This window comes from Psychrobacter sp. ER1, assembly GCF_048631835.1.
Lineage (GTDB): Bacteria > Pseudomonadota > Gammaproteobacteria > Pseudomonadales > Moraxellaceae > Psychrobacter.
Genome location: NZ_CP184640.1, coordinates 343,280 through 359,183 on the forward strand (window position 1 = coordinate 343,280; position 15,904 = coordinate 359,183).

General features: G+C 41.1%; 16 protein-coding genes. All 16 read left to right on the forward strand.

The window, feature by feature from the left end; translation table 11 throughout:
• Positions 1-56 precede the first annotated feature (56 nt).
• The 16 genes from gspF to ACOBWA_RS01695 all read left to right on the forward strand — a co-directional run bounded on the left by gspF (position 57) and on the right by ACOBWA_RS01695 (position 15,852).
• On the forward strand, positions 57-1,259 hold the full coding sequence (gene gspF / locus ACOBWA_RS01620) for a type II secretion system inner membrane protein GspF (protein WP_057758190.1): 1,203 nt from the start codon (positions 57-59) through the stop codon (positions 1,257-1,259).
• 521 nt (positions 1,260-1,780) lie between these two features.
• On the forward strand, positions 1,781-2,218 hold the full coding sequence (gspG, locus tag ACOBWA_RS01625) for a type II secretion system major pseudopilin GspG (protein ID WP_102078113.1): 438 nt from the start codon (positions 1,781-1,783) through the stop codon (positions 2,216-2,218).
• 338 nt (positions 2,219-2,556) lie between these two features.
• Positions 2,557-3,012 carry a protein-disulfide reductase DsbD domain-containing protein gene (locus ACOBWA_RS01630; protein WP_420230035.1) on the forward strand — a complete coding sequence of 152 codons (456 nt, stop codon included), beginning with the start codon at positions 2,557-2,559 and terminating at the stop codon, positions 3,010-3,012.
• Positions 3,013-3,059: 47 nt separating this feature from the next.
• A complete protein-coding gene (gene dsbD / locus ACOBWA_RS01635) occupies positions 3,060-5,189 on the forward strand; it encodes a protein-disulfide reductase DsbD (protein WP_420230036.1) in 2,130 nt (709 codons plus the stop codon).
• Between the two features lie 384 nt (positions 5,190-5,573).
• Positions 5,574-7,022, forward strand: coding sequence for a phospholipase A (locus ACOBWA_RS01640; RefSeq protein WP_420230037.1), 1,449 nt, complete (start codon positions 5,574-5,576; stop codon positions 7,020-7,022).
• A gap of 75 nt (positions 7,023-7,097) precedes the next feature.
• Positions 7,098-7,829 (forward strand): ComF family protein, encoded by a 732-nt coding sequence (locus ACOBWA_RS01645; RefSeq protein ID WP_420230038.1) that lies wholly within the window; start codon positions 7,098-7,100, stop codon positions 7,827-7,829.
• Positions 7,830-8,258: 429 nt separating this feature from the next.
• On the forward strand, positions 8,259-8,750 hold the full coding sequence (locus ACOBWA_RS01650) for a pilus assembly FimT family protein (RefSeq protein ID WP_420230039.1): 492 nt from the start codon (positions 8,259-8,261) through the stop codon (positions 8,748-8,750).
• Entirely contained in the window at positions 8,747-9,316 is a 570-nt protein-coding gene (pilV, locus tag ACOBWA_RS01655; protein WP_165598343.1) for a type IV pilus modification protein PilV, read from the forward strand. Before ACOBWA_RS01650 ends, pilV begins: the two co-directional genes overlap by 4 nt.
• Entirely contained in the window at positions 9,316-10,449 is a 1,134-nt protein-coding gene (locus ACOBWA_RS01660; protein ID WP_420230040.1) for a PilW family protein, read from the forward strand. Before pilV ends, ACOBWA_RS01660 begins: the two co-directional genes overlap by 1 nt.
• Positions 10,450-10,533: 84 nt before the next feature.
• Positions 10,534-10,851: a pilus assembly PilX family protein gene (locus tag ACOBWA_RS01665; RefSeq protein WP_420230041.1), complete on the forward strand. Its 318-nt coding sequence runs from the start codon at positions 10,534-10,536 to the stop codon at positions 10,849-10,851.
• Positions 10,852-10,865: 14 nt separating this feature from the next.
• Complete coding sequence (locus ACOBWA_RS01670) at positions 10,866-11,393, forward strand: hypothetical protein (RefSeq protein ID WP_420230042.1); 528 nt, start codon at positions 10,866-10,868, stop codon at positions 11,391-11,393.
• A 64-nt stretch (positions 11,394-11,457) separates the two neighbouring features.
• Positions 11,458-11,853, forward strand: coding sequence for a hypothetical protein (locus ACOBWA_RS01675; protein WP_420230043.1), 396 nt, complete (start codon positions 11,458-11,460; stop codon positions 11,851-11,853).
• Positions 11,802-13,397, forward strand: a complete 1,596-nt coding sequence (locus ACOBWA_RS01680) for a hypothetical protein (protein WP_420230044.1) — start codon at positions 11,802-11,804, stop codon at positions 13,395-13,397. Before ACOBWA_RS01675 ends, ACOBWA_RS01680 begins: the two co-directional genes overlap by 52 nt.
• Positions 13,398-13,545: 148 nt before the next feature.
• On the forward strand, positions 13,546-15,174 hold the full coding sequence (locus ACOBWA_RS01685) for a PilC/PilY family type IV pilus protein (protein WP_420230045.1): 1,629 nt from the start codon (positions 13,546-13,548) through the stop codon (positions 15,172-15,174).
• 20 nt (positions 15,175-15,194) lie between these two features.
• Entirely contained in the window at positions 15,195-15,365 is a 171-nt protein-coding gene (locus ACOBWA_RS01690) for a hypothetical protein (RefSeq protein WP_420230046.1), read from the forward strand.
• A 1-nt stretch (position 15,366) separates the two neighbouring features.
• Positions 15,367-15,852, forward strand: a complete 486-nt coding sequence (locus ACOBWA_RS01695; RefSeq protein WP_420230047.1) for a prepilin-type N-terminal cleavage/methylation domain-containing protein — start codon at positions 15,367-15,369, stop codon at positions 15,850-15,852.
• The last annotated feature ends 52 nt before the right edge of the window (positions 15,853-15,904 follow it).

A 15,904-nucleotide genomic window follows, 5' to 3' on the forward strand; every position in this document is an offset into this window, starting at 1 on the left:
TATTAAGTCATAAATTATAACTGTCTACCTATAAGCCTCTTAGGATATCTGTTGCCATGCCTGCCTATCATTTCAAAGCGCTTGACGACCATGGCGTTGTCCAAAAAGGCTTGCTAGAGGGGGATTCTGCGCGGCAAATTCGTCAGCAGCTGCGTGATAAGCAATGGACGCCCGTTGAAGTTAACCCGGTCAATGACAGACAGAGTCAGAGCAAAAACCGCTACAAAAAACCGTCTGCATACGAGTTGGCATTGCTGACACGTCAGTTATCTGTATTATTGGCAGCAGGTATTCCACTCGAAGAAACCTTGGCAGCAGTTGCTAAACAATCTCCAAAGACTCATATAAAATCCCTAATGCTTGCAGTGCGCTCACATGTCTTGGAAGGGCTCAGCTTAGCACGTGCCCTGCAACAAGCTGCTAGCTTTCCACCGTTATATATCGCTACGATTGCTGCAGGCGAAAAATCTGGCCATCTTGACCTTATCCTCAATCAGCTAGCAGACTACACCGAAAACCGTTTTGCCCTCCAAAAGAAAATCCAAGGGGCTATGGTCTATCCAATTGTCCTGATGGTAATGGCAATTGCGGTAATTATGGGGCTGATGAGCTTCGTCGTGCCTAAAATTGTCAAAGTCTTTGAACAGTCTGAGCAAGCACTGCCTTTAATTACTCAAATCGTTCTCACGCTATCGAATATCATTACTCAGTGGTGGTGGTTAATATTACTGGTATTGGCAAGTACCGCATTTTTATTCTACCGTTTTGCCCAAACGCAAGCAGGTAAATTAACCATTGATAGCGTGGTGCTTAGATTGCCGATACTAGCTAGATTGTCCAAAGGTCTGAATGCCGCGCGGTTTGCCAGTACCCTTGCGATACTAGTACGATCAGGGGTGCCACTGATTGAGGCATTACATATTGGGGCTGCGGTCACGACCAATTTACATATCCAAAAAACGATTATTACTGCGGCTGATAGGGTCACAGAAGGCTCTAGCTTGTCTAGTCAACTAGAGAAATCTACTTACTTTCCACCGATGATGGTACAGATGATAAAAAGCGGAGAAAACTCAGGCGAGCTTGAAAATATGCTGAGCCGTGCCGCCAATATGCAGGAGGCAGAAGCAACCAATTTTATCAGCACCTTATTATCATTACTTGAGCCTTTAATGCTGGTGTTGATGGGCGTAGTAGTTATGATTATTGTAATGGCGGTTATGCTACCTATCGTTAATATGAACGATTTAGCAGGCTAGGTTCAGTCGCTAGCCTATGATTCATTATGCTATTCACATACAGACAGCTTCCTATCTCCAAAACCTCTATTTAGTTCTCTTTTACTCTATTCATATCACCTGACTTGCTTGCTAAGCCTTGGACTAGCTTTCTTAAGGTTTGCTTACTGTTGTATATTGTTGAACGAACGCTATTTTTGCTATGGCAAACGCCAGCACCGCGCTATAGTAAGCACGAATCAATAGTCATACAGTTGGTGTCATTCAATATTTAGCTTCGGCTGAAATAGCAAACTCAAACTAGGCGCAGCGCTGGATAAAAATAAAACCATGGTTTATAGTGACAATAGTTTCAGAACTCATTGATATATCATTGATGAGAGCCACAATAGAACGCCACTTTTACTATTTACATAACTGTGATGACCAAAGCGATGACTATGACTGACAAATTCCAAGTAAATATGACGCCAAAAAGTGCTATTCAGAATATGCAATCCCATTCAAATATTGTAACTGACCATAAGACCGCTTCTTCAGCTATGCGGCGCAGTGCGATAAAAAAGTCTGGTCAAGCAGGATTCACTCTTATCGAGATTATGGTCGTTATTGTGATCCTAGCCATTCTTGCTGGATTAGTGGTACCAAAAGTAGTTGGTCAAAGTGATAAGGCCCGTGTGAAAACAACTGAAACGGCGCTTGCCACTGTCTCAAATGCGTTAGATATGTATAAGGTTGATAACTCCCGCTATCCGACGACTGCTCAAGGGTTAGAGGCGCTTACGACACCGCCAGCTGATGCAAAAAACTATCCTGAAGGTGGGTATATTAAAGGTGGCTATCCGACCGATGGCTGGGAAAATGAGATGCAGTATGTTGCACCAGGTAGTGAAGGGCGACCTTACGATTTATTTTCATTAGGTGCTGATGGTCAACAAGGTGGTGAAGGTCAAGATGCGGATCTTTATGCTCAGCTATAAGGCTTAATAACAGACGTATAGTGAACAAATTCTGATACTGATATAGCTTTGTAGAATGAAACATTCGTTCATCCATGCACTTTCAACAATTTATAAATATCAACCAATATTCTCTTATTGGTTGATATTTTTTATCAGTAGATAAATCGCCTGCTGTTCAATACAAGTTTGATAGCCAGTGCTATAAATATATCTAGGCGCTCAGCAAAATAGTCATCGCAAACTGCAATTAAAGGTACTCATCTATGTCGATTCAACAGTCTAATAAATATTTTTCTAAAAACCTTTATAAATTGGTTCTAACTGTTGCAAGCACTTCATTAGTAACGGTTCTGTCAATGACATCGATCAGTGTACAAGCAGCAGGGTTAAATGACTTATTTAAAAATAGCTCCTCGGCACAATCAAAGTTCTTACCAGTGGATGAAGCCTTCCAGGTGGTCAGTAATACCAAAGCGACTTCCAAAGGCACGCGGTTGTCGATCAGTTTTGAAATTACGCCAGGGCATTATGTCTACAAGGATAAGCTTACGTTGAGCTTCCCTAAAGGAATAAGTGCCACGCCGTTCACTTTTAATCAATCATCAGTATCAATCAATGATCCGACCTTTGGTCAGGTTCCTGTATTTACGCAAAGAAGCGTCATTGCAACCACGACACTGACGACGAGTAATGGTAAGGGCGCCAAAAACGCGCCTGTTATTATTGGTTGGCAAGGATGTGCAACGGCTGGGCTATGCTATCCACCAGAAAAAGTTAAAACCAAGATAGACATTGCTGCGACACGCAGATAAATATCGAGCAGATTGATTAAAATATCGGTAATAATAGGTAGCCATTCATGTCCATCAAGACATCACCAAAGTCTTCATCATTTAGCGTATCTACCCATTCGAAAAAATCACATATTTTAGCGCTTGCTATCGCTAGTGGCTCATTGTTGACAGGTTTATCAGCAATATCAACGGTACAAGCTGCAGGGTTAGGCGACCTTTTCGGTAGTAGTGAAAGCTCGTCGAAGTCAAAGTTTTTGCCAGTGGATCAAGCGTTTCAGGTAAGTACAGATAGTACCCCTGTCAAATCGGGTACGCGGTTATCTATTAATTTCGATATCACCCCTGAACATTACGTCTATAAAAAGCAAATTAAGCTTACGCTACCCGCTGGCGTGACGGCTGCACCTTTTACCTTTAGCCAAACACCGTACTCGATAGATGACCCGACTTTTGGCAAAGTACTGGTATTCGACCAAGCGAATATGGTCGCTACCACCATACTGACGAACAATAGTGGCAAGAGTATAGATGGTGCCGCTATCGTCGTCGGCTGGCAAGGCTGTGCAAAAGCAGGACTGTGCTATCCACCTGAAAAGATTAATACGACTGTCGATATTGCGGCTGCATCGACGCAGGTATCAGCAGATAGTGCGAGTAGTGCGAGCTCGACCGATTCAGAGAATAGTGCTACGGCGACACCAGAGGAAGCAAGCTCAACAGCTCTTGATAATACTTCGCCTGATGAGGCGCAATCACTGACAGACGATGGGGCTATTGATTATGATCTCATTGATGACAGCACTGTAGAGTATGATTCTTTAGATAGTGGTACGGCGACGAATACGATTTCTGCAGCAAATAGCAGCGTAACAGGCGAGACGGCCAATAGCGAAAACGCATCAAACAACAGTTTCGTTGATAGCGATCCTTTTGGTTTGGCCTCTCACCCTTGGTTGGCATTAGTACTATTATTTTTAGCAGGCTTAGGCTTAGCTTTGACGCCATGTGTGTTACCGATGTTACCTATCGTGGCCAACATTGTAGCCCGCGAACAAAACCCAACGGTCAAACGCGGTGTCATCTTGACCACCAGTTACGCGATTGGGGTAGCGACTGCTTATGGTATTTTGGGCGCTGTCATTGCAGTATTCGGTGAGTCTTTAGGTATTATTGGCTGGCTGCAGAACCCGATCATTCTCATCAGCTTTGCTATCGTTTTCATACTGCTGGCGCTATATATGCTGGGTCTTTTCAGTGTTAGATTACCACAAGCGATCAGTCGAAAGATGCAAGGCTTAAGCCAAGCAGGTGACAGTAAGCTTGGTAGTACAGGCGGCAGTTTGATCGCTGGGTTTTTATCAGCGCTAGTCGTGTCACCTTGTGTTTCTGCGCCATTATTTGGGGCATTATTGGCGGTCTCTACCATTGGTAGTCCGTTGCTCGGCTTTGCCGCTTTATTCATGCTAGGTTTTGGTTTATCAGCGCCGCTTATCCTAATCGGTGCGACTCAAGGCAAGATTATGCCAAAGGCAGGCGAGTGGATGAATTGGGTCAAGCAAGGCTTTGCTTTACTACTGTTTGCCGTGGCACTGCTATTGATTGAGCGCGTGTTTATATCGCCAGTCATGCTGATGGTGTGGGCATTATGGTTTATGGTCGTGGCAACATGGGCATGGAGTTGGCTAGGTAAAGGTCGTATGCTGACCCAAGCATTGAGCCTTATCGCTGGTATTTGGGCGGCTTGCCTAATAGTTGGCGCTGCATTGGGCAATGATGATAGCTTACATCCACTAGCGTCATTGGGTGCAGCACCGATGATGGTACAGTCAACGTCTGGTCAACCAGTGAATAGTGATAGCACCACTGATAAGACGATCACGACGCTTGCAGAGCTAGATGCCATTGTCGCAGCCAATCCGAATGTCATTGTCGATCTGACAGCAGAGTGGTGTATTGAGTGCCGCATTATGGACAAGAACCTGTTTCATAATCGTCCAGCACAGATGCAAGGTTGGCAATTAGTGAAGCTCGACATAACTGAAACAACAGCAGACTCAAAAGCCGTGTTGTCTCGTTACCAACTCTTTGGTCCACCAGCGTTACTGTATTATATTGATGGTCAGCTAGTAAATCAGCAAGTGGGTGAGATTGGTCGCTCAGAATTTGAACAGACATTATCGGCGTTGAACAACTAACATTTAACAATGAACACTTAAGAAACCAGTGTGATATTTCGAAAATCCTTAAGAATATTAAGAAGGCCAGTATACTAAGAAAAGTATGCTGGCTTTTTTGATGCCATTAAATTCATCCTATAGAATATTTATTAAGTATTTGTTATATAAGCGATTATATTGATAGACGCTTATTTTAACTATCGATAAAGCTAGTATCGTGCTTATATTTTCATTACAATAAGGAAACAATGCAGCAGGGGCGCTAATTGTCATTTTTCCGCTCCTAATATCTGCGATTAGCTGACAGGCTCAGTCAATTCTATTTTAGCGATAACGCTAATGGCCATATTAATTACCTCATATACTCTGCTAGCGCTAATGCTAGTTAGATAAAGGACACTTATGTTTGCCCATACCATTACTCAGCGTCACCAACAGCCGTCTTACCAGAATGCGCATATGCCTCTTCGTATTGCAGTTGCGCTTGCGTTGAGTTGTACCGCGATACAAGTACAAGCTGCTGATGATTCTCAGACTTATAACGAACTGCCAGCACCCGAAGCTGCGTTTGAATATGAGGGTCTTGACCTATCACAGAGTCTCGATAACAGTGCGATATCTTCTGATATGAGTACACAAAATGGCAAAATAATTAGCAAAGAATTTATTGCTCAGCAAGCCAAGCTGTTTTCTGAATGTACGCAAGTTCAATCTAGCGCTGCTCGCCTAGCTTGTTTTGATAAAGTAGCTGAACAAGGTAAGACACCAAGCTATACCTCAACCAAACAACCAATTGATTTGGCAAAAACCTTTCAAAGTACGGTCTCAGGTAATCCAAAAGTGATATTGGCTGAGTCTCAAACGGCGATGAGTGGGACGACAGTTGAAGATGCAGATACCATTTTAATGACTAATCAGCAAACAGCTGCCAGCAAATTGAAGGCAGATGGCAACGTAGAAGTAGATGCTGAAACGAATAGCGAGGCGCAAATTTTAGAAAATGTTGGTGTCACTCAAACAGACATCGAAAAATTCTCGCCACTCAGTCTATCTTATGACCTAGACAAAAATAGTGAGCGTGGTACTTGGACGGTTAGACCATATCGACCGACATATCTGTTGCCATTATTTTATACTTTCGATCCCAATTTGAATCCAAATACACCATCGCAAGAAACAGATCCTTTTGATTCTAATGATATACGCGAGACTGAATTAAAGTTCCAATTATCCCTAAAAACAAAAGTCGCAGAAGATTTGTTTGATACCAGTGCTGATCTATGGTTTGGCTATACCCAAGAATCACATTGGCAAGTTTATAACGAAGACAACTCGCGTCCATTCCGTGCTACCGATTATCAACCTGAAATATTCTTAACCCAACCTGTGACAGCAGATCTGCCTTTTGGTGGACGTCTGCGTATGTTGGGCGCAGGTGCTGTCCATCACTCGAATGGACAAGATGATCCATTATCACGTTCATGGAATCGTGCCTACCTCATGGCGGGCGCAGAGTGGGGCAGACTCTCAGTCATACCGCGCCTATGGGCTCGAGTAAATAACGAAAGTAGTAGCGATGACGATAATCCAGATATCGAAGACTACATGGGCTACGGTGATATCAAATTCTTGTACGATTTGCCGGCTGATCAGAGCATTAGTGGTACCTTGCGCTACAATCCAGGTACCAACAAAGGTGCTGCGCAAATCGACTATATCTATCCTATCTCAGAGAATGTTAATGGTATGGTTCAGCTATTCCAAGGCTATGGCGAGTCGATCATTGACTATAATCATGAAAATACCTCTATCGGGTTTGGTATCGTACTGAATGATTGGAAAGGGCTTTAATTTAGAAAGGACATCAATTTGAGAAAGGCTCTAATATAGGTGAAATTTATTATAAATTATGACAAATTATAGTTTATGCGCCGTTTAGCGCCTTATCAAATTGGACTGTGGTTGGCAGAGTATATGGATATGCGCTGCCAACTATGCCGTATTTATCGTAGTACACCACAATCTCAACTACTGCAGTATCAAGCGCAATCTAGTATACATAATATAACGGACACGCCGCCTACACGGACAGCCTTAAAGAAACACTCTTTTCTTACTAATATCGTTCATCAAGCAAACAGCCATTTAAGCAGTGGTTTACTTTGTGCTCACTGTCACAACGATATCACTTGGTTGCCAAGACCTTTTGAAGTGGATATCGCTCCTAGTATATCTCTATCTATCCAAGCCTCCACCTACTATGAGTATCCGATACGTCAAGCTATCCGAGCATTTAAGCATCAAGAGGATATGACGAAATTGCCGTTACTATTACATGCCATACGTCAATTACCGCGTCCACACGGTTGTCATCGCAATAACAGTGTGATTGTTGCTATGCCAACGACAAGTCAACGATTGGTCAAACGTGGGTTCGATCCTGTCAGTATTCTCTCTGCCCAATTGTCTAAACATTGGCAAATCCCTTTATGGCAAGGCATCAAGCGCATTGACGATACAGTTAGTCAGCAAGGACTGACTCGTGCCGAACGTCTTAGTAACTTAGATAACGCTTTTGCTCTAATCGAAAAGCCCCTACAAAACGCTTACTACTATTCGATGATGTATCTACCACAGGTGCAAGCTTACAAGCATTAGCGCGAGCGTTCATTCCACCTGCAACAGTAAAATCAGCAAAAGATAGCAGCCACAATAGTTATCAAATTTCTGCCTACGTATTAGCACATGGCAGCAAATCCTAAACCCAAGATATCTTTGCCAGTAATATCTAATTATTGCTAATATATTTCCTTAAAGCTATATTGTTATATTTATGTATACTAATTTGTTGTTCTGATCTAAATGTATAAACGATCTTTTGGTGAAATAATATATGAGACAAGAACACAGGAAAGTGCCTATAGTCATTTTTAGATGGTATTTATTAGATATCGTGGAATGAAAATTGCATGTTATTAAATAAATATATGTAGAAAATCATGGTAGTAAGGCAACAATATAAGATACTAATAATCAATATGCCATAAGTAAAAGACAGATAATCGCAGTTTTAAATAGGAACACGATGTGAATGCATCTTTGAACACTCCACTACCTAAGCTAAAGAACGTAAGCTCAGGTTTTACCTTAATTGAATTAATGGTAACGATTGCTGTTCTTGCCATTATTGCAGGTATTGCGGCACCTAATATTAGCACTCAACTTGCAAACCAGCGCGTGAAATCGACAGCTGCGACGCTTGCTAATGCACTAAAAGAAGCTAAAGTCGAAAGCGTTATTCGTCGTCAACCACTAACGATAAGCTTTGATAATACTAGTAAGGTAATAAATATTCAGCATATAGTGTCAGGTACGGTAGATAGCACTGTAGAAAGTTATAGGTATGATGCTAAAAGTACAATTAAATCAGATCGTAGCAGTAATGAATTTAAGCCAAATAAAGTCGCAGAAGTTACCACATATACTATATGTGATAGCAATAGTGCAGCTAGTCCTATAAAAATCTTAGTCAGTGCTACTGCCGTTATTAGTAATAGATCCGAAGGAACGTGCCCATGACTAAAATTATTAACCAACAAGGCGTGGGTTTGGTTGAGGTGCTAGTTGCTCTGTTACTACTAGCAGTTGCAGTATTGGGGTTTAGTGCACTCAATATGGTATCTATAAAAGCAACAGATGATAGCGTGCTAATAGCAAATGCTAATACAGTAATGCGTGGCTTGTCTGAAGATTTACGATTAAATTCTAATAATATACTGGCTTATCAAAAGGATATCCAAAGTGTATTAAGCAAAGTATCTGCCTCAAAGAATTACTGTGCAGCTGTCGAAGACTATAAAACGAGTACTGTCACAAAGAACTGTGATAGTGAGTCATGTACCGAAGAACAGCTAGGTCAATACAATAGCTGGAGTACGATGAAACAAGCATGTGAAAACGGCGTTTTATTAAATATGATTACTTGTCCTGGTACTGCGGACAAACAGTTACGTCAATGTATTATCACTTCATGGAACGGAACAGAGCCAGTGTTTGGAGTCAGTTCAGCGAGTAGTAAGGCTTGTGCCGATGAGCTTGGAATATATCATGCAGGTTCTGATTGCTTGATTATGGAGTCTTACTAATGAATATCAAATATACTCAGGACGGCTTTTCTTTAATAGAACTAATGATCTCTCTTACCTTAGGTCTTTTAATCTCAGCAGCGGTCATGCAAATTTATTTGACAAGCGTTAAAACCAGTAGCGTACAGGCTGGCGGTACAGATATATTAGAAGCGAGTATTTTTGGTATTCAAAATATAGAAAAGAGTATAAGGCTCAGTAATTTAGGTATGGCGGATACTAACAATCCTTTCACTCCTACGGCAGGTCTGGTGATGACCAGTGACAGTAGTTTGGTTAGTACTACCCAGACAGACAAATCTAAGAATAATATGAATGGTATTAAAATGGGAGGAACCAAGTCGAGCGCTGGTGCTGAAGAGATTACAGATGGCTATCTAACTAGAAGTGGAAACCAAAGCACAAGTAGCGTTAACAACGCTTGGGAAGCAGGGAACAGTAACATTACAGGCTTAAAAAGCTCCCAACTCACTATACAGTACGAAGCACCGCAGAATATGTACGACTGTGAAGGCTCTTTAGTTCGGGGACCTGTAGAAATAGATCGGGATGGACGTTTGACGATGATACCAGGACAGGTTGTTATTGAAAGGTATTTTCTTAACGAAGTTACTCAGAGTAATAAGTCTAATTATGAATCAAATATAAAAAGTTATGAGCTACGTTGTGACGCTGGACGTTATATCAAAGAAGACCTGAATACAGCAGAACTTGCAGCACAAGAAATTAGTGGTAAGGATAGTACTAAGTTAGTGGCTACTCGGAATATAAGAGATTTTGGGGATGCTGGAGAAGTCGTTATTCCAAGAGTTGATTATTTTGGTGTCTTGCTAGGAGTAGAGGTTGTCGCTACCAGTCCAACTAATACTTCGGTTAGTTTAAGGTATTTTACTCCTGAACAATACATGAGTTTTTTGAAAACTGTTCAACAGGCAGAATCTTCAGCTAGTACGTCTACTATAACGACGACAGATATTATATCTGTAAAACTGTCTGTTTTAGTACGAGCTGATCGCCCCATTACAGGGGAGAGTGGAGCATCTAGTTTTATAGTATTTGGAGAAAAAGAGACTTATCTTCAGATACTTCCAGCGCTTTTATTCGCAGAGTATATGAGTCGAATATTATGTTGAGAAACTCAAGAGCTGTTAAAGAAAGCTCTATACCCAGTATCTAGTTGATGAAGCGGATAATCTGACTGAAAGAGGATAAATGAGATGACTAGACAATCACAGGAAGGCGTTACTCTTATCGTAGTATTGATGTTCTTAATGCTCATTACTTTAGTGGGTATTATTGCGGTTAAGAGAAGTACAACAGATTTAAAAGTAGCCACTGCTGATCAAATAGACACGTTTTTATTAAACTCTTCAGATAGCGCAAATAAGCGTATTGAGAAAATATTTGATAACGATACAGATCAAGATTATGTAGATGCAGTGATAGAAGGGACGGGAATGTTTGGCTATTATCTTTCTCAAGCAGGTAGTACAAATCGCGATGATCAATATATCTTTGTTATAACGCGCGACTAAATAGCTTTGCTAAATTGAATCAAGCCAGCATCGTAAAACCTAATGGGGGTACGGTGATGACAACGGGTAGTGGATACTGTGATATATCAAAGACAGAAAGCTACTCTAGTGCTCGTAGTAACTCAGTAACGCAAATTAATATTACTCGCCCATCGCGTGTAGTGGTAGGACAAGGGGGCTTTAAATCAGTAACACAAGGATCTGGTATACAAGCTAATGAGCCAAGCAACGAGTCTGCCGTCTTTAATATTCGTTCTACTTCTATATTACCTAGTCTATCGAATGCTAGTAAAGAAGATATAAACGACTGTCTTAAAAAACCTATTGACCCTAATGATGGTAGCACTAAATCACTGGATGAATGTATGAAAGACGAGGGGGTTGCGACTAAAACACTAGTTCAGCAAGCTTACGTTAAGAACGTCATAGACAATACTGTTTGTTATGGGTTTGGTGTAGGAGACGGTAAAATAGATGAAGATTGTCAGAAACTGGTTGGCATTGATGTCAATGGTAACCGTAAGACAGCCGCTAACAATTAATTGATAGATAAACAAGGCCTCCATTAGTCCTTTTAACAGTTGTAGTTAAATAAGAGTACTCATCATGATTTTAAAAAAGCTCATACCTAATCAGTTACGATATTCTAAGCTTAGCCAGACTGTTAAGCCTTTATGCTATGCCGTTGCACTCTCTATGGTGGCTTTACCCGTTAATGCGGGTAGGAACGATCTGGGTGATTTGGAAATATATAAAGCAGCAGAATCAGGTGGTGCTGTACTAACGCTAATGCTCGATACTTCGGGATCTATGAGTACGAAAGATTTTAGGGGTGGTGATTCTCGACTGACCATATTACAAAAGGCTTTGACGGATTTATTATCAAAAAAGATGCGTCCGGTAATTATACCTTATCAAGTAATAATATCATCGGTCTGGGTCAATACTCTGTGGACAAAGACGGTGATGGACGGGTTGATGGCAAAGCAGGTAGTATCTTAGTACCAGCACGTAAGCTTGACGAAGTACAACGTACTAAACTTATTGCTACTCTAACAGCTTTTAGCGCAAGTGGTAATACACCAGCCGCCAATGCTTATGCTGAAGCAGGTGCGTATATGATGGGTACCAATACTGTTACTAAAGAAGAGGGAAATGAAAGAGCTTTTAAAGTCTTAGGTAGAACAACTAAGATTAATGGAAGATTTGTATTAGAAAAGTGTGATAGTAATTTGTCTACTATAACAACGATTCTTGGCACAGGAAGAAGCGATCGTTTATCAGCAATCGATTGTAGACCAGGAAGATACACCGCAATCGAAAACAGTAGAATAGTCAATAGCTTGACAGGTAATGATGGCTTAGCTAGAGAAATTATCCCTGGAGGGGTTGACGACTTCTGGATAGAAAAAGGTGGAGACATTCGTTACTACCTCAAAAGTAATCAAAAAGTTAGTATTGTAAAAGATACCGATGAAAGTGGCTATACTGCGTCAGCTCTAGATACTAAAAATCCAGATGATGACTATTTTACTTATGCAGCCCCGGTTTCTGACTCGCAATGTAGTGGCTATGGCATTTACTTTTTGACAGATGGTGTACCTAACGGATCGTCTAATTCCACTGCTTCTGGTTTGATGAACTTAAGTCTCGAAGGAAATGGAAGCGCTTTGAGTCTGGACGGTACTTGTTCTGGTGGTCTAAGCAAGATTAATAATAGCACTGGCTGGGCATGTATGGGTGAGTACTCTAAAAAACTGCGAGACGTCACCAATCCTTCCAAACGCTCAATACTAACCGCCACGGTCGGGTTTGGTAAAGAATTTGCTGGTATTAAGACTTCGGTAGATGGCACTGGTAAGACAGTATATGATTGTGATAACACAGCACCAGGATCAGATGATCCTTCTCAACATGTCAGAAACCTATGTAAACTCGGTAGTGAGGCGTATGGTGGCGGTGGGTTTTATTATACAACAGATGCGGATAGCCTTGCAGCTAGCGTGACGAGCTTTACAGCTAAACTAACTCAAATTATCGAAACAGCCCCTTCAGGTACCATTACGATTCCCAATGATCCATTAAGCTCTACTAATTTACAGCCGTTTGCTTATTTACCTATGCTCGAGCCAAAAGTAGCTGGTTCTCAGTATGTATGGCCTGGAAATTTAAAGAAATACAATGTCTATCAAGGTACGCTATATGGTAAATCTACTTTCCCATTTAGTGAGTCTAGTAGATTATATGTAGATGATGATGATGATGATTTTCCAGATGATTTAAGCGCAAGTACTCAAGATCTGTGGAGTACTACAGATTACAAAAATGATAAAGGTGAGAGCTCAAATAACTCAATTTATGCGGGTGGCGCTTACGCACGGCTGAAAGCGCCTATTACTGCCACGCCTGACTCGACACGTAATGTCTATGTCGAGAGTGATGACAAGCTTGTCAATGTAAAGGTTGAGAGTGGAGTCGTATCAGGTTTTGATAAGCTAGACAGTGACTATGGTGTTAAAGAAAAATTATATCTGTTATCTTTTTAGGCTATAGCGTACCAGTAGATGCCACAGCAAATATTATGGCTTTAGACACAGTAGCTGAACAAACCGCTGCATACAATGACATCGTAAAAATCCACCAACTCAAGAAGTGAAGGTATTAGGAGGCGTAGTACACTCTAAACCAAAGCAAGTGTCATATGGTGCAGACTTTACAACTGATGGTGAGATATCTAACGATGAGAAAGATCGTGATGACTATATTATGTTTGGTTCCATGGATGGTGCATTACACTTAGTATCAGCAGAAAAAGGCGAGGAAACTTTTGCTTTTATTCCTAAAACTATTATCAAGAAGCAACTAAAAGCGCTGAAAGCCGACAGTGAAGGCTCTGTAGGCAGAACAGTATTCGGCGTTGACGCACCATGGACGAGTAGTTCAGTGCTAGAGTATGACTTTTCAGGAACCACCAAAAAAGTAAAAGCGACGTCAGTAAAAGCTTATGGTGGCCTAAGAATGGGTGGTAAAGGCATATACGGCTTAGATCTCACTACAAAGGACAAACCAACCTTCTTATTCTCTAAAAATACGACTGATACTGGTTTCTCCCGTCTAGGTCAAGTGTGGAGTGAGCCTACGGCTGCAAAAATCAGAGTGAAAAACGGAACAAAATACGAATCTAAGGATGTGATCATCGTTGCTGGTGGTTATGATACTTGCTATGAAAACCCAAGCTTCCAACTACAATCTAGTGGTGACAACACAAGTTGCGATAAAAAAATTCAGGCAGAAGGTAATGTGGTTTATATATTAGATGCCAGTGATGGCAGTATTATCTCATCTATATCAGGTAGCGATAGTGGTACGAACCACACTAAAGTCGATAGTATGAAGCATAGTGTGGTAGCTGGAGTTACTGCCTTAGATCGTGACGATGACGGCAATGTTGATCATCTGTATTATGCGGATCTAGGTGGGAGTGTGTACCGCGCGGATCTGAACTCAGGTGCGACGAATGCTAGTTTAGTAAAAAGAGTAGTTAGAGTGCTCAATGCTAGCTCTGGGCAGACACTACCATATCGGTTCTACGAGAGACCCATTGTCAGTTTCTACACCAGTCCCTATCAAGAAATATTTGCTTCGGTAACCATTGCATCAGGAGATCGCAGTACGCCGCTTTCTATGCTGAGAGATACTGATAACCCTAACTATTTATTTAATCTTTTTGATTATGATATCGCTCAACCTAGTATTTTTAGCTATACAGCTGATAGTTTGACGACTACAGATAAAACAATTGATGATTTAGTTAACCTACCATTTAATGAAAATGATGCTTTGAAAGATATAACTAATCGTAAAACGCTGTTACAGACGATAGCGAAAGGAGCCTATGACGATGATGAGAAACGTTATATCTACGATTATGCAGGCTGGCGTTATCCACTAACCTATTTTGATGGGTATAGCGGTGTAGAGGGAGTAAAGTCTGTAGGAGAACCTTTAGCATATGGCAATAGATTATATACAACTGTCTATAGTCCAGAAATGGTTTATGATCAGACAAATAACTGTTCTGCTAGAGTAGTAGGCGGCTCAGAACGACAAGTATATTGTATGCCTTATGGAGTATGCGATGATACTGAATCGCTTGATGGAACAGCTGGATATACTCGGGCTGGTAAAGGAATACAAGAACTGACATTAGGTGCTTATAGTAAAGACCAGCGTAATGTCAAAATGCTGATCGGTCCACAGTCACTGGCTGACCAAGTTAAAATTGCTAATCGGAATAACAATAATGTTGGTTCAGGGGATTAAATCAAACCGATGAGGCTGGCTTGCAAGTAACAAACAACACTATTGTGAATGATGGTACAACTGGTAGTGGTGGTAAGTCTGATAATGTAGTCGCTACAAACGGTAAGGCCACAAGCGACAGTAATCTTGGGTATGAAAAATATAAATTCATACCGAAAAGATGGTATGAGCTTTATGAAGAGGAACAATAGAGTGCATGCTTCAGCTAAGAGCCACGGTAATAACCCGAAGCTTCAATCATCAGGTTTTACTTTAATAGAGTTGATGATTGTCGTAGTTATTGTTGCCATACTAGCTGCTATTGCGATCCCAAGCTATCGTCAATATGCGATTATGAATGCTGAACGTGATGTACAAGCTAAAATGTTGCAGTTAGAGATACAGTTAGAGCGATGGCGAGCAACAGCGTTAACTTATAAAGGCTTTAGACCAAAAGTAGTTAGCAGTAGTAGCACAGCGACGTACGCCTATGATGCTAACAACACAACTATCTATGTCCCTCAAGGTAGTGATTCAACCAATTATCGTTATCAGATCACATTAGTGGATGGTGTCAATACTGCTAGCTCATTAGTACCAGCTACTACGACAGGTATTGACAATACAACTGGTAGAAGCTGGAAGATGCTAGCTGAACCAAGAGGTTCGGGGTTACAGAATATGCTAGCTATTTTATGATATCTAGCACAGGTTTAAGCTGTCAAAATAAAAATAAAGTGAAAATAGGAGA